Here is a 19,881-nt window from a genome sequence, read left to right as displayed (position 1 = left end):
GCGATCAGTTACAGGCCACGACCTTGATCGCCAGCCCGCCCTGTGAGGTTTCGCGGTATTTGGCGTTCATGTCTTTGCCGGTTTCGTACATGGTTTCGATCACCTTATCCAGACAAACCCGCGGCTCGCTGGTGCGGCGCATCGCCATGCGCGCGGCATTGACTGCCTTGACGGCGGAAATGGCGTTGCGTTCGATGCAAGGCACCTGTACCTGGCCGGCGAGCGGATCGCAGGTCAGCCCCAAATGGTGCTCCATGGCGATCTCCGCCGCGATGCACACCTGCGCCGGGCTGCCGCCCAGCAGCTCGGTCAACCCGGCCGCCGCCATCGAACAGGCGACGCCCACTTCCCCCTGACAGCCCACTTCGGCGCCGGAGATCGAGGCATTCATCTTGTACAGCGCGCCAATCACGCCGGACGCCAGGAAGTAGCGGGTGTAGGAGTTGGCGTTCACCGGGCGGATGAACTTGTCGTAGTAGGCCAGCACCGCAGGGATGATGCCGCAGGCGCCGTTGGTCGGGGCGGTAACCACGCGGCCACCGGCGGCGTTTTCTTCGTTGACCGCCAGCGCGAACATGTTGATCCAATCGACCACGTTCATCGGGTCGATATTGTTCTTGTCTCCGGTCACCAGAATGCGGCGCAGCGCGGCGGCGCGGCGCGGCACTTTCATCGGGCCGGGCAGCAAGCCTTCGGTGTTGATGCCGCGTTCGATACCGGCGCTCATCACCTGCCAGACGTCGGCGAAGTGCGCGTCGATATCCGCTTTGCTGCGCAGCGCCAGTTCGTTCTGCATCACCAGGCCGGACAACGACAGCCCGGTCTCTTTGCAATGCTGCTGCAGATCGTGCGCCGATTTGAATGGGTAAGGCACCGGCGTTGCGCCCTCGGCGGACTGGCCGAAGTGCTCTTCGTCGACGATGAAACCGCCGCCGATCGAGTAATAGGTTTTGCTGTGCAGCAAGCGTTCATCGGCGAAGGCGCGGATGCGCATGCCGTTTTCGTGCAGCGGCAGGTTATCGCTGTGGAAATTCATGCCGCCGTGCAGCGGGAAATCCACCTCGTGGTGGCCGTTGGCCAGCGGCAGGCGGCCGCGTTGTTCGACGTCGCGGATAAAGCCCGGAATGCTGTCGATGTCCACGTCGTGCGGCAGGTTGCCGGCCAGGCCCATGATAATGGCGATATCGGTGTGGTGGCCTTTACCGGTCAACGACAGCGAACCGTACACGTCGACCACCACGCGGGTGGTGTCCTGCAGCTGCTGGTGGGCGATCAGATCGTCGACGAACTGTTTGCCGGCTTTCATCGGGCCAACGGTGTGGGAGCTGGATGGGCCGATGCCAATTTTGAAAATATCGAAAACGCTGACCATGGTCTCGCCTCCTTCTTCAGGTTTCAGGCGGTGAATACGGGAAATGGGGGAGTGCGGGAGGGCCGGCGCGCAGCGGCGCCGGCCGGACGTGATTAGCCGAGCAGGCTGAACACGATAGCAGAGATGGCGATCAGACCCATCACAACCACAAACACGTTGCTGATGTGGCCGCTGTACTTGCGCATGGCAGGCACTTTACGGATGGCGTACATCGGCATCAGGAACAGCAGCATGGCGATGATTGGGCCACCCAGGGTTTCGATCATGCCCAGGATGCTCGGGTTCAGGGTGGCGACGATCCAGGTGGTCACCAGCATGAAGATAGCGGTCATGCGGTTCAGCTTGGCGGTGCTGACGGTTTTGCCGCGGCTCTTCATCGACTTGGCGACCAGGCCGTTGAAGCCTTCACGGGCGCCCAGGTAGTGGCCCAGGAACGATTTGGTGATGGCGACGAAGGCGATAACCGGCGCGATGTACTCGATCATCGGGTTGTTAAAGTGGTTAGCCAGGTAAGACAGAATCGAGATATTCTGCGCCTTGGCTTCCGCCAGGTTTTCCGGCGTCAGGCTCAGCACGCAGCTGAACACGAAGAACATCACGGTCAGCACCATCATGATGTGTGCGTAAGCCAGAATGCGGGAGCATTTCTTCTCGGCGTCTGCGCCGTACTCTTCGCGTTTGGCGACGGCGAAGGCGGAGATGATCGGCGAGTGGTTGAAGGAGAACACCATCACCGGGATCGCCAGCCACAGGGTCATGATCAGGCCGTGACCCATGCCGGTACCGCTGCCGGACAGCGACACGTTTTCGAAGATGGCGCCGGTCCAGTTAGGGATCAGATACACCGCCAGCAGCATCAGCACCGCCACAAACGGGAACACCAGGATGCTCATGGTTTTCACGATGGCCTGCTCACCGAAGCGCACGATGGTCATCAGGCCGACGATCAGGATCAGCGACAGGATGGCGCGCGGCGGCGACGTCATGCCCAACTGGTGGGTGATGAAGCTGTCGACGGTGTTGGTGATCGCCACGCTGTAAACCAACAGAATCGGGTAGATGGCGAAGAAGTACAGCAGGGTAATCAGCTTACCGGCGGTGATGCCGAAGTGCTCTTCTACCACGGCGGTGATGTCTTCACCGGGATTTTTGCCGGACAGAACGAAACGGCACAGGCCGCGGTGGGCAAAGAAGGTCATCGGGAAAGCGATGATGGCCATGATGATCAAAGGAATCAAACCGCCGATGCCGGCGTTGATGGGCAAGAACAGGACGCCTGCGCCGATGGCGGTGCCGTACAGGCCCAACATCCACATGGTATCCGTTTTACGCCAGGTACTGCTGGAGCCCGAAGCCGCAGAGGCAATTGTGCCGGTCTGTGTAGTGTCCATAAATATCTCCGAAGTGAACACGAATTTAAAATTAAAAGGCAAAACTTAAGGTTAAACCGTCAAACGTCCTATTCAGGCAACGCTTGCGGTAAGAATCAGGTGTTGCTTGCGGGGATGTTTTGGCGTCCCCCTGGTTGTTTATTGCGTTCATTACCAAGGCACAGCGCCGGGTAATTCACTAAAGACTTTTCACCGTCGCGGGCGATAAAAGTCGTTACCGCTGCCGACAGGTCTTTGCCTGTCGATTTTTGTTGGCGGCAAGATAACGATTTACAGTAGAAACAACCGTGATCCTGCTCTCAAATGCGCAACATGTGCAGTTATCAGCTTTTTTATCGATTTTTCGCGCATTTGTTGCACATTTGTGTAAGATTTTGTGCTGAGAACGCTCTCATGAAAGTTTCTGCGATTATGCGGCTTGTACAATAATTAGCCGGATAAAGCGCTGTGCTCAGCAGCAAGCCGAGCAATATATTTTATGCGTGGTTTTGGATCTAGCGAAAAACCCGGATTAAGCAGTTTTAGTGATGTAGATCACATTATGTTTTTAAGGTAAATAACGTTTATCTTTTTGTTTTTATTTTGTTTTTCTTGAAAAGCACCGCTAGTAACGAAGGGAAATTACTTACGTGGTTAGCGGATAAAAATGCGTAACCATTCATCATATAAATAACAGATACCTAACAGGTATTGGCGAGATTTGCTGCAATCGCGTAAACCGCCGTTTATTTAAACTTCCTGGCCTTTGGCTCGATTTATCATATAAAAGCCATAAATAGCCGTTAATTCACCCAACCGACCGCGTGGTTAGCCTGCGAAAAAATAATCACGCGGGTGAGCTGTTGCATTTTATTAACCCTGATGTTGCGTGCGGATAAGCGAAAAACGCGAATTGATTGCGCATTATTTGTTCATTTTTCGGCGGGGAAAGAGGGATATCGAAGCGGCGCGCCGCCGGTTTCGACGGCGCTGAAGGCGGATTAATAGCGGGTAGCGATGGCGTTATCGTTGAAGAACGCCATGAAGTCGGCGTCCGGCTGGCGATCGGTGATCACCCGATCGAACTGCGTCAGCGGGCCGATGCAGGCCGGCTTGGTTTTGCCGAACTTGCTGTGATCTGCCACCAGGATCTTTTGCTGCGCCATCGCCATGGCGCGATGCTTCATCTCCAGCTCGTCGAAGTTGAAGCAGGTGGCGCCGTGCTGCAGGCTGAGGCCGGCGGCGGAGATAAAGGCGATGTTCGGGCAGATGTGATCGAGCTCGTTGCGGCCGCCGACGCTGGAAAAGATGTAGTTGTTCGGCTTGAACTCGCCGCCGCACAGCACCACCTTGCAGTTCGGTTTGTCCTGCAGCGCCAGGAAGGTGTTCAGCGAATGACACACGGCGGTGAAAGCCAACTCGTCGGCGATGGCGTCGATGATCGCCGGCGTGGTGGTGCCGCAGTCGAAAAACACCGTGTCGTTTTCATTGATCAGCGGCGCCGCCAGCAGGCCGATGCGCCGTTTCTCCGTTACCTGTTTGGCTTTTTGATCGGAAACGAAGTAGTTGGTCACGCCGTTGCTGCGCGGATCGGTCACCACGTAGCCGCCGAGCAACACCACGGCCGCCGGTTCGGCGCTCAGATCGCGGCGAATGGTCATCTCCGAGACCCCCAGCAGCACGGCGGCTTCTTTCAGGTGGATCTTGTCAGCGCGTTTTAACGCCTGAACTAGCCGGTTGATACGTTCTTCGCGCCGCGTTTCCATAGATCCGTCTTCCCACAGGTAGTAGAGATAAAAGGCGAGCCGGCATTTCCGGCGCTAAACAGAACGATGCGGGGCAATATCGGGCCGCATCAACCGCCCGTATTGTCCCGCATCGGAGTGTATTGGCTATGCCCCTCAGGGCATGCCGACGATCAGTAGCTGCCCGCTGCCGCCTGAGCGCCGGAGACGATGGCGACGCCGGAGCTGGTGCCGATACGCGTGGCGCCGGCGTTGATCATCTTCTCGGCGGTGGCGCGATCGCGCACGGCGCCGGAAGCTTTCACGCCCATTTCGCTGCCCACGGTCTCGCGCATCAGTTTGACGTGCTCTTCCCGAGCGCCGCCGGTGCTGAAGCCGGTGGAGGTTTTCACGAAGGCGACATCGAGTTCGCGACACATTTCACAAACCTGGACGATCTGCGCATCGCTGAGCAGGCAGGTTTCCAATATTACCTTCAACGGGATCGCCGCGCAAACCTCGCGCACGGCGGCGATGTCGGCTTTCACTTCGTCCAGCAGGCCGCTCTTCAGCCAGCCGACGTTGATCACCATGTCGATCTCTTGCGCGCCGGCGGCGATCGCCGCTTTGGCTTCAAAGGCTTTGGCGACGGTCAGGCCGGCGCCCAGCGGGAAACCGATCACCGAGCAGACTTTCACCGTGCTTTCCTGCAGCAGCTGGGCCGCCAGCGGCACGTAGCCGGAGTTGACGCATACCGCATAGAAGTTGTGCTGCTGCGCTTCTTCGCACAGTTTGGCGATCTGCATTTCGGTGGCGTCCATGGCCAGCAGGGTGTGGTCAACATAGCTGGCGTAATCGATGTTTTCGGTGGTCATCGCGGTTCCTTAGTGAAGTTGAGAAAAGAGCATGGATAGATAATGTGAAAATAATAACATTGTAATGTCGATAAACCTAGCGGGATTTGAAAAATGTCGACGAGATCATAGTTACTTCACTGTTATATGTATAACTTAGAGGAGGGTTGTTTGTTATTTAAATAACATTTTCAGTGGCCGCTCGCGGCCTGCGCGGGCGAAACGTCGAGGGAAAAAAGATGAAGATCAACATCGACCTGGCTCCTGAAGCTTTCGGGACGTATCGGCAGGAACTGTTCCGCAACGCGGATTTCGCGGTGAGCGCGCATCGCTGCGCAGAACGCGGGCCGATGCTGACGCTGGCGAACTGCCGTGGCGCGCTGACGGTTTTGCCGTATCAGGGCCTCGCGATCTGGGACGCCGAGTTTGACGGACATTCGCTGAAATCGGGCCGCCGCAGCGTGCGGGGCGCCGGAAGAAAGCGCGCTGACGACGCCGCGTTCTGTCCCGCCTGGCCGAGTCACGACGGCGCGCCGCTCCAGATGCAACGCGTGTGGCTGCAGCTGGCGGGCGATGAGCTGACGTTGCACGGTGAAGGCGAGCGGTTGGGCGGGCGTTGGCGCATCGGCCCGGCGCTGCGTCTGGCGGCCCAGAGCGCGCAGTTCGCCATAGAGATGAAGGTTACCAACCTGGCCGATCGGCCGCAGCCGCTGCGCTATGTGTGCCGCCTCAACTACGATTGCATTCCCGACGCGGTGTTCCGCCAGAACCTGCCGACGCCGGCGCTGTTGGGAGAGATGCTCGGGCAGGAACTGCTGTGCTCCGACGATCTGACGCGCTACGTGGATCAGGCCGAGTTCTTTATGCTGGCGCCGCAAGGCCGCCGCTATGTGACGCGTTTTGCCACCGGGCAATTCAACTATGGCCTGCGGCGCATCGCTGTCCAGGGCAACAGGCGGCTGCTTGCTTTTATCCAGCCGGCAAACTGTCGGCCGAACGCACCGGAAGGGGAGGCGGGAGTGATGCTGGGAGCGGGAAAAACGCGGGCATTTTGCGTGACCACCGGCGTGGTGTGAAAGCAGGGGCGGTAACGCCCCTGTCATGTTATGCGGTTATTCTTTTACCCAGCCGCGGCGAATGGCAAAGGCAAACAGAAAGCGATACAGGCGCGACAGCCTGTCGGCGAGGACATCGCCGAACAGATTCCATACCAGCTGAGCGAACAGGCAGCCGACCAGGCCGAGCAGGAAACCGCCGACCATATCCAGCGGCCAGTGCACGCCGAGGTAAACGCGTGACCAGGCGATGCCGACGGCGACAATCATCAGCAGCGCGCCGGACCAGACCCGGTGCCAGAACAGGAACGCCAGCGCAAAGGTAAAGATGGCGGTGCCGTGATCGCTGGGGAACGAACTGTCTGGCACGTGCGCCAGGAAGGTATAACCCACGCCGGCGACGAACGGGCGCTCATGCGGCAGCAGCGCGCCGATAGCGGAGGCGGCAAGCATGGCGAACAGCAGCGCGATCGTGGTTTTCGCCACCACTTCGCGCTGCGAAACCAGCTGGCTGCGCGGCCCCCACAGCCACAGGCCGACGATCAGCAGCGGCACGATAATGATAAGATCGCGCGCCAGAAAGGTGGCGAAATCGATCATCCATTCGGGAGATGCCGGGGTCGCATTGATCCAGGCGAAAAGAACATGGTTTAACTGCTCCATAACCGTTACCTCGTCTTGCGGCGCCAATAGCCGCTAACTATCCAATAAATTGCCAACTGGCTTAACCAAACCCACCAACCTGCCCACAGGTTATGGGTAAGAAAATGTGCGCCGCGCATGATCTGACCAAAGCCCATCAACATGCCGAGCGCAATACCGCCACACCAGCAGCACCAGGCCAGGCGCGGGCGCTGCGGATAAAACAGGAAAAACAACGCCATGACCGCGAAACCGCTCGAGGCGTGCCCGCCGGGGAAACAGCGACCGGGGCCCGGCAGCGCCGGTACCGCGCCGAACAACGGGAAGGACATCGCCTTGCCGCCGTACTCGATCAGATCCCACGGACAGGAGTGCGCGCTGGTGGCCTTGAGAATGCCCACCACCAGCGGGCCGATGCCGAGAAGCAGCATGCTGACAATCAGGCGCGCGCTGCGGCGATAGATGCCCCAAAACAGCGTAAGCACCGCTCCCACGATCACTATCTGCTTCAACAGACGGTGATTGATCAGATCCAGCCAGTAATTGTTTTGCCACGGGAAATGCCCGCTGGCGGCATCGTACCAATAGTTGCTGATCGCCCAGTCCAGCTGTTCGTTGCGGGAGAGCCACAGGAACACCAAACCGCTGATCAGCAGGCCAAAAACTTGCCAACGGTAAAAGGATGTCGGCAGGGAGTAAAGGGCGGTTGTCTTAATTTGCTGTGCCGTTGAGGATTGATTTAATGACGATTCTGGATTCACGCGCAGGCTCGGTGACAGTATTGAATAGCGCCACTGTAATAATTCTGTCTTAAGAAAACCTTAGTCCGCCGGCAAGAAAACCCTATCTGATACACCCGGTTGTGCGCAGGTCATCACTTGTTTATCTCGTCTTAATCGGCGGTTTTTTCTGGGGTATTGCTCCGGTTAACGGGGAATACCAGGCGATTGTCACTATTTATAACCTATTGTAAAGAAGATTAAACCTGTGGCGAGCTTGGCGGTAGTGTATTAGTTTATAGGCGGATTATTTGACAAAAAGTGTAGGGATAAAACATGAACAAGGCATCCGTTGTATTTTCCGGCCTGCTGATGGCCGTTTCCGCCAGCGCCATGGCGGCCACCTCTGGCGACGATGCGGATATCAGCAAACAGCCGCTGGAAAAGGTCGCGCCTTATCCGAAAGCCGAGAAGGGCATGAACCGCCAGGTGATCTACCTGCCGAAGCAAGAGCACGAAGAGAACTATAAGGTAGAGCTGCTGATCGGCAAGACGCTGGAAGTGGACTGCAACCGCCATATGATTGGCGGCACGCTGGAGACCAAAACCCTGTCCGGCTGGGGCTACGACTACCTGGTGCTGGAGAAGCTGTCCGAGCCGGCCTCGACCATGATGGCCTGCCCGGATAACACCAAGAGCAAGCAATTCATCGCCGCCAACCTGGGCGACGCCGCGATGCAGCGTTACAACAGCCGCCTGCCGATCGTGGTGTATGCGCCGAAAGACGCGGAAGTGAAATACCGCATCTGGAAAGCCGAAGACACCGTAAGCCAGGCTGAATCAAAGTAATCCGCGATTAGCGCTGTGAATACATGATCTTGTACAAAACCGTTTGAAGAGCATTTTGCGATGATATGCTGCTCTGCAGGCGGTTTTTTATTTTCAGGCAGGAAAGCCGGGCGCTTAGCCAAATTTTTTCAACCGACAGAGGGAAAATGGAAATTGACTCAAGCTAACAAGGTTAACATCCTTGGTTTAAGGGCATTTTTTTAATTCTCACTCGTAATATCCTCATTTTTATCTCCCTTCATCTTTGATTATATTATTGTGAATTGCAATTATTTCGGCAATAACAAACCGTGTTGGTTACATAAATAAAAATATTCTTATTAATCATTTTATTGTTGTTTTATTGATTTTATTTAATGGCGAAGGAATGGAAATTAATTACTGTACTGCTAGATTCATCAATGTAATTAGCTCCACGGCAATTACATTGTTCGCTAATTAATATCTAAAAAAACTTACGAGGATATTCCAATGGCTGATTGTAAATGCAATGAACAAGATCCGCACGCTCAAAATGAACATGTTGCTGATTTTACTGCGGTTGGATTTTCGCAAAAAACACCGGCGCCGGTACCTGTAGACCTTAAGCAGCAGGGCGTGTTGGCGCTTAAACTTTCGGTTTGCGTTGGGGCCAGTTATAACCCTGCAAACAACCAAATTTGTTTTAACATTCCTATCTACGGTGACTTTTGCGTTTCTTCGCCGATTCCAATTCCCATTGGTGGGCAGCTTAAAGTGTGCGCAGAGACCTGTGGTTCCTTTATTCCTACGGGATTGAAGGCCACTATTTATCTGAACGGTTCCGTTCTGTTCTCTGTCGTTCTTTTTGGCGCTTGCTAATGTAAAAAGAAAAGCAAGGCACCGTAGGTGTCTTGCTTTTTTTGATATTAAGATATTGATAAGGCCGTTGTTGAGTTCAGCCCCACTTGCTAATTAATACGGTTACTCCGCTCTCATTCCTTCTGAAATCAAACCTTGGGAAATCATTGTCTGATAGCCGACCGCCCGACACTAAACGTTAAGAGAAACGATGTTTCAGGAAGGAGCGGACGCGGCGCTGTACGCCGTCAGTTGAGGTGTTGCTGCCATCTGATGGTGGTCCCGCGGGCGGTGGAGTGCAGGCAACAAAAAACCCGATAATCTTGAACCTAAAAGGCGGGATTATCGGGCTCCACAAAATGGGGACATCAAAGAAAAGCAGTGGCACTAATTCAGACTGCGGCCCCCAACGAAAGTTCTGGCCGGCGACAAAAAAATCAAAATATTTTTATCGCCGATCCATCTCTCCCGCTAATCGATCAGCCGAGTATGCCCGGCCATAGCACTACGATGAGCGAACCCGCCAGCGTTAACAGCACGTTAGCGATGGCGTAGGTGCCGGCGTAGCCCAACGCCGGGATGTTGCTGCGCGCGGTATCGCTGATGATCTCCATCGCCGGCGCGCAGGTGCGGGCGCCCATGATGGCGCCGAACAGCAGGGCGCGGTTCATGCGCAGCACGTAGGCGCCGAACAGGAAGCAGATAATCACCGGCACCAGGCTGACGATCAGCCCGGCGATCAGCATCTGGCCGCCGACCGCGCCCAGGCTGTGGCCGATGCCGGCACCGGCGCTCAGACCCACGCCCGCCATAAACACCATCAGGCCGAACTCTTTCACCATGTTCAGCGCGCCCTGCGGAATGTAGCCGAAGGTCGGGTGATTGGCGCGCAGGAAGCCGAGCATGATGCCGGACATCAGCAGACCGGCGGCGTTACCGATGCCGAACGAGAAGTTGCTGAACTGAATGGTGATCTGGCCGATCAGCAGGCCGATGATGAAGAAGGCGCAGAACGCCAGCAGATCGGTCACCTGGCTGTGGATCGAGATAAAGCCAATCTTCTCCGCCACGCTCTTCACCCGGCGCGCGTCGCCGCTTACCTGCAGTACGTCGCCCTTGTTGAGCACGATGCTGTCGTCGATCGGCATTTCGATCTGGCTGCGGATCACGCGGTTGAGGAAGCAGCCGTGGTCGGTCAGCTTCAGCTGGCTCAGGCGTTTGTTCACCGCGTTGCTGTTCTTCACTACGATCTCTTCGGTCACGATGCGCATGTCGAGCAGATCGCGGTCGAACACTTCCTTACCGTTGCGGAAGCTCGGATCCAGCCGCGCGTGGGCGTCCGGATAACCGACCAGCGAGATCTCGTCGCCCACCTGCAGCACCGCGTCACCGTCCGGGTTGGCCAGAATGCCGTTGCGGCGGATGCGTTCGATGTAGCAGCCGGTCTGGCGGTAGATGCCCAGCTCGCGCAGGTTCTTGCCGTCGGCCCAGGCCACCAGCTCGGGGCCGACGCGGTAGGCGCGGATCACCGGCAGGTAGACCTTGCGCTGGCTGTCGGTGTCCAGGCCGCGTTCGCGAGCGATTTGCTGGGCGGAGGTGGACAGATCCTGGTGCTGCAGTTTTGGCAGGTAGCGCGCGCCGAAAATCAGGCTGACCAGACCGATCAGGTAGGTAAGGGCATAGCCAAGGCTCAGATGATCCTGCGCCGCCAGCAGCGCCGGGCCGTTGACGATGGTGTTGCGCAGCGTATCGCCGGCCCCCACCAGCACCGGCGTGGAGGTCATCGAGCCGGCCAGCATGCCGGCGGTCAGGCCGATGTCCCAGTGGAACAGCTTGCCTAGACCGATGGCGATCACCATCGCCGAACCGACCATCACCAGCGCCAGCATCAGGTAATTTTTGCCGTCGCGGAAGAAAATCGAGAAAAAGTTAGGCCCGGCTTCCACGCCGACGCAGAAAATAAACAGCATGAAGCCGAGATTCAGCGCCTCGGTGTTAATGGCGAAGTGTTGCTGGCCGAGCAGCAGAGAAACCACTAAAACGCCAATGGAATTACCGAGTTGGACGGAGCCCAGACGGAGTTTACCGAGGCACAGCCCCAGTGCGAGTACCACGAACAGTAACAGAATGTAGTTACCGTTTAACAAACTAGCGACGTTTATGTTCACGGAGGATAACTTATTGTTTACCAGTAAGTGCTTGATATAGATAACTATAAGAGATAAATTCAGCCTTAAAACGACATCATAAATCACCACCAGCGTAAGGCGAAGCGAACCATCGTTCGGCGGCGTTCATTCTAGACGCTATGACCGATGACAGCCAGCACAGAAAGCTGATTTCCTGCGCCGCCGTGCGCATTTAACTCTCTTTTGACCAAGGAAAAAATTCGGTTCAGCGTTACCGCACGGGTGACCAGGCCGATTTCTATTGATGCGGTAATTGGGCGGGGGAGAATTCGCATGACGAGTTATAGATATTGGCTGGGCATTCTCAGCTGTTTTCTGTTGTTCAGCCTGGTGTTTCTCGGCCAGCAAACCGGCCTGTTCGGCAGCACGGATCATGAGCACCACGGTGAAACCGGTCTGCTGCTGTTTGTGATCCCCGGCGCGATCGCCAGCTATCTGTCGAGCCGCAAGCGGCTGCTTTGCCCGTTGCTTGGCGCGCTGTATGCATTGCCGCTGTGCCTGCTGATCCGCCACTTCTGGCTGACGCCGTCCTCGTCGTTTTGGCAGGAACTGGCTTACGCCACCAGCGCGGTGTTCTGGTGCGTGTTCGGCGCGATGCTGATGCTGTTCGCCCTCGGTTTGTTGCACACGCTCCAGCAGTTGCACCGGCGGCAGCGGCAATAAAAAAAGGCGCATTAAGCGCCTTTTTGCCGTTCAAAAACTTACTGGAACAGGTTCAGGTGTTCTTTAGCGTAAGCTTCGAAATCGGTGCAGCCACCGATGTGCTTCTCATCCAGGAAGATCTGCGGCACGGTTTCAACCGGTTTGCCGACGGTTTTTTCCAGATCGGCCTTGGTGATGCCTTCCGCGTGGATGTCAACGTAACGGAAGTTGAAATCGTCGCGTTCTTCAGTCAGTTTTTCCGCCAGTTCTTTAGCGCGGACACAATAAGGACAGCCAGGACGCCCGAAGATTACTGCAAACATGCAACGCTCCTTAATTGGATTTTCGATAAATTATTCGCGATTGCAACGACATCCCGTCACCGAAAAAGTCATTACCTGCGTCAGATGGCGCCTACTATGCCCGTTGAGGCGGTGAAAAAAAAGCAGGAATTACCTGTTAATCTGATTCATGTAACCAATTAGTCTGCCGGGGCTGTCACCGTCGGCGGGAATTCACTACACTGGGGGCAGACCTTCTGGAGAGGAAAAATATGCGTTCATTCGGTGACTTACCGCGCCCGGTGCTGGTGTTGGAAGGGCTGGGCATCGTGATGCTGGTGCTGGCCTACCTCAGCATTCACGGCCACCTGCAACTGCCGGGTTGGCTGGCGTCGCAGCAGGCGGCGGTCGGCATGATTTTCCTCGGCGTGGCGCTGATGGTGCCGGCGGCGGCGTTTCTGGTATGGCGCGTGGTGCAGGGCTTCGGGCCGCTGATGCGCGGCGGCTTGCCGCCGGAAAACGATCGCCGCAAACCGCAAGATGCAGACGCATCGAAAGATAATCAGGATCGCGATCCGCGCGCCTGAGCGCCGCGGCCGCTAACTCGCCTGCCGGGCAGGCGTTGGCTTTTGGGGTGACGAGTGAAAATTGCCATTCTTTCTCGCGACGGATCGCTCTATTCATGTAAGCGGCTGCGTGAAGCGGCGGAAGATCGCGGGCACAGTATCGATATCATCGATCCGCTCTCCTGCTATATGAACATCAATCCGGCGGCGCCGACCATTCACTATCGCGGTCGTCAGTTGGAACGTTACGATGCGGTGATCCCGCGCATCGGTTCTGCCATCACCTTTTACGGCACGGCGGTGCTGCGCCAGTTCGAGTTGCTCGGCAGCTACCCGCTAAACGAGTCCGTGGCCATTACCCGCGCCCGCGACAAGCTGCGTTCGCTGCAGCTGCTGGCGCGGCAGGGCATCGATCTGCCGATCACCGGTTTTGCCCATTCGCCGGACGACACCGGCGATCTGATCGAGCTGGTCGGCGGCGCGCCGCTGGTGGTCAAACTGGTGGAAGGCACGCAGGGCATCGGCGTGGTGCTGGCGGAAACCCGTCAGGCGGCGGAAAGCGTGATCGACGCCTTTCGCGGCCTGAATGCCCACATCCTCGTGCAGGAGTACGTGCGCGAGGCGCAGGGGTGCGACGTGCGCTGTCTGGTGGTGGGTGGCCGGGTGGTGGCCGCCATCGAACGGCAGGCGAAGCCCGGCGAGTTTCGCTCCAACCTGCACCGCGGCGGCACCGCCCGCAAGGTGACCATCACCGCCAGGGAGCGGGCGATCGCGGTCAAAGCGGCGAACACGCTGGGGCTGGACGTCGCCGGGGTGGATATCCTGCGCGCCCAACGCGGCCCGCTGGTGATGGAGGTCAACGCGTCGCCGGGGCTGGAAGGGGTGGAAACCACCACCGGGCTGGACATCGCCGGCATGATGATCGAATACATCGAGCAGCGCGGCCGGCCGGGCTTCCGCCTGAAATCCGGCGGTTGACGGGGCGGGCGGTGCGCTTTTCCCGCCGTGCAATATCTGAATTAGTGAATTAAGCCGCATTGATCGTAGCGTATCGGGTGAATATTCCGTAAGCTATGCGCCTTTTCGCGTATTGAATATTGTGAGGCTGGTTATTATGGATTCACTCATTGTCCCCGATTTGGCGCTGTTGCGGCGCTGGCTGGATCAGTCGGGCATTTCTTTCTTTGAGTGCGATTCCTGCCAGGCGCTGCACCTGCCGCACATGCAGAACTTCGACGGCGTGTTCGACGCCAAGATAGATCTGGTGGACAACGTCATTCTGTTCTCCGCGTTGGCCGAGGTGAAGCCGACCGCGCTGATCCCGCTGGTGGCGGACCTGAGCCAGATCAACGCCAGCTCGCTGACCATCAAGGCGTTTGTCGACATTCAGGACGACAACCTGCCGAAGCTGATCGTCTGCCAGTCGCTGAGCGTGGCGGTCGGCATCACCTACGAGCAGTTCACCCACTTCATGCAGCAGGGCGAAGAGCAGGTCTCGATGGTGATCCTCGAGGCGCGGGCGAACGATCTGCTGTTTATGGGGGACGAAGAAGAGATCCCCGCTGGCGCCGTGCGTCAGCCGATGCTGCACTGACCCTCGCCATACCTTAAGCATGCCGTCGCTCCGGCGGCATGCTGCCGTGACTCCCCTCCGCAATAAAATATTCTGCACTTTGGCCTTTGCCGCCCGATCTTTCTCGCCTTTTGTGCCGTTAATGGCGTATCACATAGAGAAAACTGCATAAAAAATCGATAAAAGGCGTTTTTTACCCTGGGGGCTGGCGGGTTGCGATGGCAGCGGCTATGCTGCTGATTCTGCAAAGGGCTTGCGATTTCCCTTGTGACCACGCGAGCAGGGCAGTGAAAAAGGCGCATGCAATCATATGCATAGCCATTCAATTCGCGGTTGCAACGATTGCGCTCAATCAGGAAAGGTTTTGTATCGCTGCAGATACAAGTTCAATTCTATGATTCACCCTGTTTTGGAGGAAGTTACGGATGGTCACCCAACGTAAAAAGTGGTTATCGGGTGTGGTTGCCGGCCTGTTGATGGCCGCGTCCGTCAATGCGTCAGCCGAAGAGAAAACGCTGCACGTGTATAACTGGTCCGATTATATCGCGCCGGACACTTTGGCTAATTTCCAGAAAGAAACCGGCATCAAAGTGGTGTACGACGTCTTCGACTCCAACGAAGTGTTGGAAGGCAAACTGATGGCGGGCAGCACCGGTTATGATCTGGTGGTTCCTTCATCCAACTTCCTCGAACGCCAGTCGCAGGCCGGCATCTTCGAACCGCTCGACAAGAGCAAAATGCCCAACTACAAGAATCTCGATCCCGAGATGCTGAAGCTGGTTGCACACAACGATAAAGACAACAAATACGGCATCCCATACCTGATGGTGACCACCGGCATCGGCTATAACGTCGACAAGGTGAAGGCGGCATTGGGCAAAGACGCGCCTGTCGACAGTTGGGATCTGATCCTCAAGCCGGAAAACCTCGAGAAGCTGAAAAGCTGCGGCGTCTCCTTCCTCGATGCGCCGAGCGAGGTTTACGCCACCGTGCTGCACTACCTGGGCAAGGATCCCAACAGCACCAATGCGGCGGACTACACCGGCGCGGCCAACGATCTGCTGCTGAAACTGCGGCCGAACATTCGTTACTTCCACTCTTCTCAGTACATCAACGACCTGGCTAACGGTGATATCTGCGTGGCGATCGGCTGGTCCGGCGACGTGATGCAGGCGGCCAACCGCGCCAAAGAGGCGAAGAACGGCGTGAACGTAGCCTACGCGATCCCGAAAGAGGGAGCGCTGACCTACTTTGACATGTTCGCCATGCCGGCGGACGCCAAGAACAAAGACGCCGCGTACCAGTTCCTGAACTTCCTGATGAAACCTGACGTGATGGCGGGCATCAGCAACTATGTCTATTACGCCAATGCGGTGAAAGACTCCACGCCGCTGGTGAACGCCGAAGTGCGCGAGAACCCGAACGTCTATCCGCCGGCCGATCTGCGCGCCAAGCTGTTCACGCTCAACGTGCAGTCGCCGAAGCTGGACCGTGTCATTACCCGCGCATGGACTAAAGTTAAAAGCGGGAAGTGATGATGGGGGGGATCCCCCCATCGTCGGTAAACCGGCAGGCGGGCGCTCCCCGCCTGCATTGCCGTTTTGGGCCACGGCGCTCGCCGTGGTTTTGTGCCGCTTTACGCCGGAGAGCACCCCGATTGAACGACGCCATCCCTCGTCCTCAAGCCAAGTCGCAGAAGGTCTTCACCCCTCTGCTGGAAATCCGTAACCTCACCAAAACCTTCGACGGGCAGAATGCGGTCGAAGACGTCAGCCTCACCATCTACAAGGGCGAGATCTTTGCGCTGCTTGGCCCGTCCGGCTGCGGCAAGTCCACCTTGCTGCGCATGCTGGCCGGCTTTGAACAGCCGACGGAAGGGCAGATCGTGCTCGACGGGCAGGATATGTCGCATGTGCCGCCGTACCAGCGGCCGATCAACATGATGTTTCAGTCGTACGCGCTGTTCCCGCACATGACCGTGGAGCAAAACATCGCGTTCGGCCTGAAGCAGGACAAAATGCCGCGGGCGGAGATCGCCGAACGGGTGGCGGAAATGCTGGCGCTGGTGCACATGCAGGAGTACGCCAAACGCAAACCGCACCAGCTTTCCGGCGGCCAGCGGCAGCGGGTGGCATTGGCACGCAGCTTGGCCAAGCGGCCGAAGTTGCTGCTGCTGGATGAACCGATGGGCGCGCTGGACAAGAAGCTGCGCGATCGCATGCAGCTGGAAGTGACCGACATTCTCGAGCGCGTCGGCGTGACCTGCGTGATGGTGACGCACGATCAGGAGGAGGCGATGACCATGGCGGGGCGTATCGCCATCATGAACCGCGGCAAGTTCGTGCAGATCGGCGAGCCGGAAGAGATCTACGAGCATCCGAACAGCCGCTTCAGCGCCGAGTTTATCGGTTCGGTCAACGTCTTCGACTGCGTGCTGCAAGAGCGCCACGACGATGCGCTGATCCTGCAAAGCCCGGGGTTGCGCCATGCGATCAAAGTGGATCCGGACGCCTCGGTGGTGGACGGCGTGCCGATCCAGGTCGCGCTGCGGCCGGAAAAGATCCTGCTGTGCGAACAAGTGCCGGAAGACGGCTGCAACTTTGCGGTGGGGGAAGTGGCGCACATTTCCTACCTGGGCGATCTGTCTATCTACCACGTGAAGCTGCACAGCGGGCAGATTATCAGCGCCCAGCTGCAAAACGGCCATCGTTTCCGCAAGGGGATGCCCACCTGGGGCGATGAAGTGCGTCTGTGCTGGGAAACCGACAGCTGTGTCGTGTTGACGGTGTAGTGGCGCTGGTGAGGAGTAACCCGTATGACCCTGCTTTCTGAACGCACGCCGGAACCGCCGGCCAAAACGCCCGCCACCCTCAAGGCCCTGTTCCACCGCCTGCTGATGGCTCACGGCCGCAAGCTGGTGATCGCATTGCCGTATTTATGGCTGACGCTGCTGTTTATGCTGCCGTTCCTGATCGTGTTCAAGATCAGCCTGGCGGAGCTGGCGTTGGCGGTGCCGCCCTACACCGAGCTGATGAGCTGGGTGGACGGCAAGCTGAACATTGCGCTCAACTTCGCCAACTATCTGCAGCTGACCGACGATCCGTTGTATATCGATGCCTACCTGCAGTCGCTGCGCGTGGCGGCGGTTTCGACGCTGTGTTGCCTGATCATCGGCTATCCGTTGGCTTGGGCGGTGGCGCACAGCAAGGCGTCGACCCGCAACATTCTGCTGTTGCTGGTGATCCTGCCTTCCTGGACTTCGTTCCTGATCCGCGTCTACGCCTGGATGGGGATCCTGAAAAACAACGGCACGCTGAATAACTTTCTGATGTGGCTAGGGGTGATCGATCAACCTCTGGTGATCCTGCACACCAACCTGGCGGTGTATATCGGCATCGTTTATTCCTATCTGCCGTTTATGGTGCTGCCGATTTACACGGCGCTGATCCGGCTGGATTACTCGCTGGTGGAGGCGTCGCTGGATCTGGGCGCCCGGCCGCTGAAAACCTTCTTCAGCGTGATCGTGCCGCTGACACGCGGCGGCATCATCGCCGGTTCGATGCTGGTGTTCATTCCGGCAGTGGGGGAGTTCGTGATCCCGGAACTGCTCGGCGGGCCGGACAGCATCATGATCGGCCGCGTGCTATGGCAGGAGTTCTTCAATAACCGCGACTGGCCGGTGGCCTCGGCGGTCGCCACCATCATGCTGCTGTTGCTGATCGTGCCAATTTTGTGGTTCCACAAACACCAGAACAAGGAAATAGGGGGGCAGGAATGAACAACTTGCCGGTAGTGCGTTCACCGTGGCGCATCGCCATCCTGACTGTCGGCTTTACCTTCCTGTATGCGCCGATGCTGATGCTGGTGATCTACTCCTTCAACAGCTCCAAGCTGGTGACGGTGTGGGCCGGCTGGTCCACGCGCTGGTATAGCGAACTGTTCCACGATTCGGCGATGATCAGCGCGGTGGGGCTCAGCCTGACCATCGCCGCCGCCTCCGCCACCGCTGCGGTGGTACTGGGGGCCATCGCCGCCGTGGTGATGGTGCGATTCGGCCGCTTTCGCGGTTCAACCGGCTTCGCGTTTATGCTGACCGCGCCGCTGGTGATGCCGGACGTGATCACCGGCCTGTCGCTGCTGCTGCTGTTCGTGGCGATGGGGCATGCCTTCGGCTGGCCGTCGGAACGTGGCATGTTCACTATCTGGCTGGCGCATGTCACCTTCTGTACCGCTTATGTGGCGGTGGTCATCAGTTCGCGTCTGCGCGAGGTGGATCGCTCGATTGAAGAGGCGGCAATGGATCTGGGGGCGCCGCCGCTGAAGGTGTTCTTCGTCATCACCTTGCCGATGATTGCGCCGGCGCTGATCTCCGGCTGGATGCTGGCGTTCACCCTGTCGCTGGATGACCTGGTGATCGCCAGTTTCGTCTCCGGCCCGGGCGCCACCACGCTGCCGATGCTGGTGTTCTCCAGCGTGCGCATGGGGGTGAACCCGGAAATTAACGCGTTGGCCAGCCTGATCCTGCTGGTGGTGGGCATCCTCGGCCTGATCGCCTGGTGGTTTATGGCGCGCTCGGAAAAACAACGATCGCGTGAATTGCAGCGGGCGGCCCGTAGCTGAATCGTAACAAACCTGCTATTTTTGCAATCAATAAATATTGCAACTAACTACCTGACTTTACATGCGCCACCTGTATAGGTGGCGCGTCGTAGCGGAACACGGATATGTCAGACATGCTGAAAAGCGGGCAGGGAATGGGATCGACTTCGGATGCGCCGGTGCCGGTGATGGTGGCGGGCACCGCCATGGTGGCGATCAAGTGCATCAGCGTGGTGCTGCTGCTGGGTGAGCTGGGCGTCGACGGCGCGCAGGAGTTCGTCAACACCAGCGCGCAGGCGTGGGATTCCACCTTTATCTTTCTGGCCGGCCTGATGCTGCTGTGCCTGCAAATCAGCTGCGGCTTTGCGGTGATGCGCGGCCGCAATTGGGGGCGCTGGGGCTATGTGGTCTGCCAGTGCATCGTGGTGCTTTACCTGCTGCTGGCCACCATCGGCAGCGTCTTCCCCGAGGTGTTCACCGTGGAGGGGGAAACCAGCGGCCAAATTCTGCACGTTCTGATCCTGCAAAAGATCCCCGACGTGGTGATCCTGGCGTTGCTGTTCGTTCCTGCCGCCAGCCGCCGCTTCTTCACCGCGCGCAAGTGAGATTTTAGGCGCGCGGAGTGGT

At 57.7% G+C, this 19,881-nt stretch carries 20 protein-coding genes; 12 read left to right on the top strand and 8 right to left on the bottom strand.

Annotated elements, in window-relative coordinates:
* Positions 1 to 4: 4 nt before the first annotated feature.
* The 4 genes from ACJ8OK_RS13880 to deoC all read right to left on the bottom strand — a co-directional run bounded on the left by ACJ8OK_RS13880 (position 5) and on the right by deoC (position 5,341).
* Positions 5 to 1,372 carry an L-serine ammonia-lyase gene (locus tag ACJ8OK_RS13880; RefSeq protein ID WP_074469397.1) on the bottom strand — a complete coding sequence of 456 codons (1,368 nt, stop codon included), beginning with the start codon at positions 1,370 to 1,372 and terminating at the stop codon, positions 5 to 7.
* A gap of 92 nt (positions 1,373 to 1,464) precedes the next feature.
* Complete coding sequence (locus ACJ8OK_RS13875) at positions 1,465 to 2,763, bottom strand: HAAAP family serine/threonine permease (RefSeq protein WP_004938697.1); 1,299 nt, start codon at positions 2,761 to 2,763, stop codon at positions 1,465 to 1,467.
* Positions 2,764 to 3,743: 980 nt separating this feature from the next.
* A complete protein-coding gene (deoR, locus tag ACJ8OK_RS13870; protein WP_033633478.1) occupies positions 3,744 to 4,508 on the bottom strand; it encodes a DNA-binding transcriptional repressor DeoR in 765 nt (254 codons plus the stop codon).
* 152 nt (positions 4,509 to 4,660) lie between these two features.
* On the bottom strand, positions 4,661 to 5,341 hold the full coding sequence (deoC, locus tag ACJ8OK_RS13865; RefSeq protein WP_004938693.1) for a deoxyribose-phosphate aldolase: 681 nt from the start codon (positions 5,339 to 5,341) through the stop codon (positions 4,661 to 4,663).
* 218 nt (positions 5,342 to 5,559) lie between these two features.
* On the opposite strand from deoC, the gene ACJ8OK_RS13860 reads away from it, so the two are divergent.
* Positions 5,560 to 6,396 (top strand): hypothetical protein, encoded by an 837-nt coding sequence (locus ACJ8OK_RS13860; protein ID WP_033633477.1) that lies wholly within the window; start codon positions 5,560 to 5,562, stop codon positions 6,394 to 6,396.
* Between the two features lie 36 nt (positions 6,397 to 6,432).
* Here ACJ8OK_RS13860 and ybjG read toward each other — a convergent pair whose 3' ends face one another.
* Complete coding sequence (gene ybjG / locus ACJ8OK_RS13855) at positions 6,433 to 7,038, bottom strand: undecaprenyl-diphosphate phosphatase (RefSeq protein WP_015377285.1); 606 nt, start codon at positions 7,036 to 7,038, stop codon at positions 6,433 to 6,435.
* Between the two features lie 5 nt (positions 7,039 to 7,043).
* A complete protein-coding gene (locus ACJ8OK_RS13850; RefSeq protein WP_015377286.1) occupies positions 7,044 to 7,778 on the bottom strand; it encodes a phosphatase PAP2 family protein in 735 nt (244 codons plus the stop codon).
* Positions 7,779 to 8,072: 294 nt separating this feature from the next.
* Here ACJ8OK_RS13850 and eco point away from each other — a divergent pair, with 294 nt between their 5' ends.
* Both eco and ACJ8OK_RS13840 read left to right on the top strand, forming a co-directional pair.
* Positions 8,073 to 8,585, top strand: a complete 513-nt coding sequence (gene eco, locus ACJ8OK_RS13845; protein WP_033633474.1) for a serine protease inhibitor ecotin — start codon at positions 8,073 to 8,075, stop codon at positions 8,583 to 8,585.
* Positions 8,586 to 9,056: 471 nt separating this feature from the next.
* The gene (locus ACJ8OK_RS13840; RefSeq protein WP_235363179.1) at positions 9,057 to 9,425 is read left to right on the top strand and encodes a hypothetical protein; all 369 of its coding nucleotides are present in this window, start codon (positions 9,057 to 9,059) and stop codon (positions 9,423 to 9,425) included.
* Positions 9,426 to 9,883: 458 nt separating this feature from the next.
* Here ACJ8OK_RS13840 and ACJ8OK_RS13835 read toward each other — a convergent pair whose 3' ends face one another.
* Positions 9,884 to 11,572 carry an aspartate:alanine antiporter gene (locus ACJ8OK_RS13835; protein ID WP_004938680.1) on the bottom strand — a complete coding sequence of 563 codons (1,689 nt, stop codon included), beginning with the start codon at positions 11,570 to 11,572 and terminating at the stop codon, positions 9,884 to 9,886.
* A 294-nt stretch (positions 11,573 to 11,866) separates the two neighbouring features.
* Between ACJ8OK_RS13835 and ACJ8OK_RS13830 the strand changes: the two genes are divergently transcribed.
* A complete protein-coding gene (locus tag ACJ8OK_RS13830) occupies positions 11,867 to 12,256 on the top strand; it encodes an inner membrane protein YbjM (protein WP_015377289.1) in 390 nt (129 codons plus the stop codon).
* 38 nt (positions 12,257 to 12,294) lie between these two features.
* Here the strand turns inward: ACJ8OK_RS13830 and ACJ8OK_RS13825 are convergent, their stop codons facing one another.
* Positions 12,295 to 12,558: a GrxA family glutaredoxin gene (locus tag ACJ8OK_RS13825; RefSeq protein ID WP_004938676.1), complete on the bottom strand. Its 264-nt coding sequence runs from the start codon at positions 12,556 to 12,558 to the stop codon at positions 12,295 to 12,297.
* 230 nt (positions 12,559 to 12,788) lie between these two features.
* Between ACJ8OK_RS13825 and ACJ8OK_RS13820 the strand changes: the two genes are divergently transcribed.
* The 8 genes from ACJ8OK_RS13820 to ACJ8OK_RS13785 all read left to right on the top strand — a co-directional run bounded on the left by ACJ8OK_RS13820 (position 12,789) and on the right by ACJ8OK_RS13785 (position 19,859).
* Entirely contained in the window at positions 12,789 to 13,103 is a 315-nt protein-coding gene (locus tag ACJ8OK_RS13820; protein ID WP_015377290.1) for a YbjC family protein, read from the top strand.
* Between the two features lie 54 nt (positions 13,104 to 13,157).
* Positions 13,158 to 14,060, top strand: coding sequence for a 30S ribosomal protein S6--L-glutamate ligase (rimK, locus tag ACJ8OK_RS13815; RefSeq protein WP_033633473.1), 903 nt, complete (start codon positions 13,158 to 13,160; stop codon positions 14,058 to 14,060).
* Positions 14,061 to 14,196: 136 nt separating this feature from the next.
* Entirely contained in the window at positions 14,197 to 14,676 is a 480-nt protein-coding gene (locus ACJ8OK_RS13810) for a YbjN domain-containing protein (RefSeq protein ID WP_004938666.1), read from the top strand.
* Between the two features lie 404 nt (positions 14,677 to 15,080).
* Complete coding sequence (gene potF, locus ACJ8OK_RS13805; RefSeq protein WP_015377292.1) at positions 15,081 to 16,190, top strand: spermidine/putrescine ABC transporter substrate-binding protein PotF; 1,110 nt, start codon at positions 15,081 to 15,083, stop codon at positions 16,188 to 16,190.
* Positions 16,191 to 16,312: 122 nt separating this feature from the next.
* A complete protein-coding gene (gene potG / locus ACJ8OK_RS13800; RefSeq protein ID WP_004938650.1) occupies positions 16,313 to 17,446 on the top strand; it encodes a putrescine ABC transporter ATP-binding subunit PotG in 1,134 nt (377 codons plus the stop codon).
* A 24-nt stretch (positions 17,447 to 17,470) separates the two neighbouring features.
* Positions 17,471 to 18,433, top strand: a complete 963-nt coding sequence (gene potH / locus ACJ8OK_RS13795) for a putrescine ABC transporter permease PotH (protein WP_033633472.1) — start codon at positions 17,471 to 17,473, stop codon at positions 18,431 to 18,433.
* Positions 18,430 to 19,275, top strand: a complete 846-nt coding sequence (gene potI, locus ACJ8OK_RS13790; RefSeq protein ID WP_004938644.1) for a putrescine ABC transporter permease PotI — start codon at positions 18,430 to 18,432, stop codon at positions 19,273 to 19,275. The genes potH and potI overlap by 4 nt, the downstream gene beginning before the upstream one ends.
* 104 nt (positions 19,276 to 19,379) lie before the next feature.
* On the top strand, positions 19,380 to 19,859 hold the full coding sequence (locus ACJ8OK_RS13785) for a YbjO family protein (RefSeq protein ID WP_015377294.1): 480 nt from the start codon (positions 19,380 to 19,382) through the stop codon (positions 19,857 to 19,859).
* Positions 19,860 to 19,881 lie beyond the last annotated feature (22 nt).

It is taken from the genome of Serratia sp. CY71090 (genome assembly GCF_052166845.1).
Classification (GTDB): domain Bacteria; phylum Pseudomonadota; class Gammaproteobacteria; order Enterobacterales; family Enterobacteriaceae; genus Serratia; species Serratia nematodiphila.
This window is presented reverse-complemented; position numbering and strand designations above follow the sequence as displayed.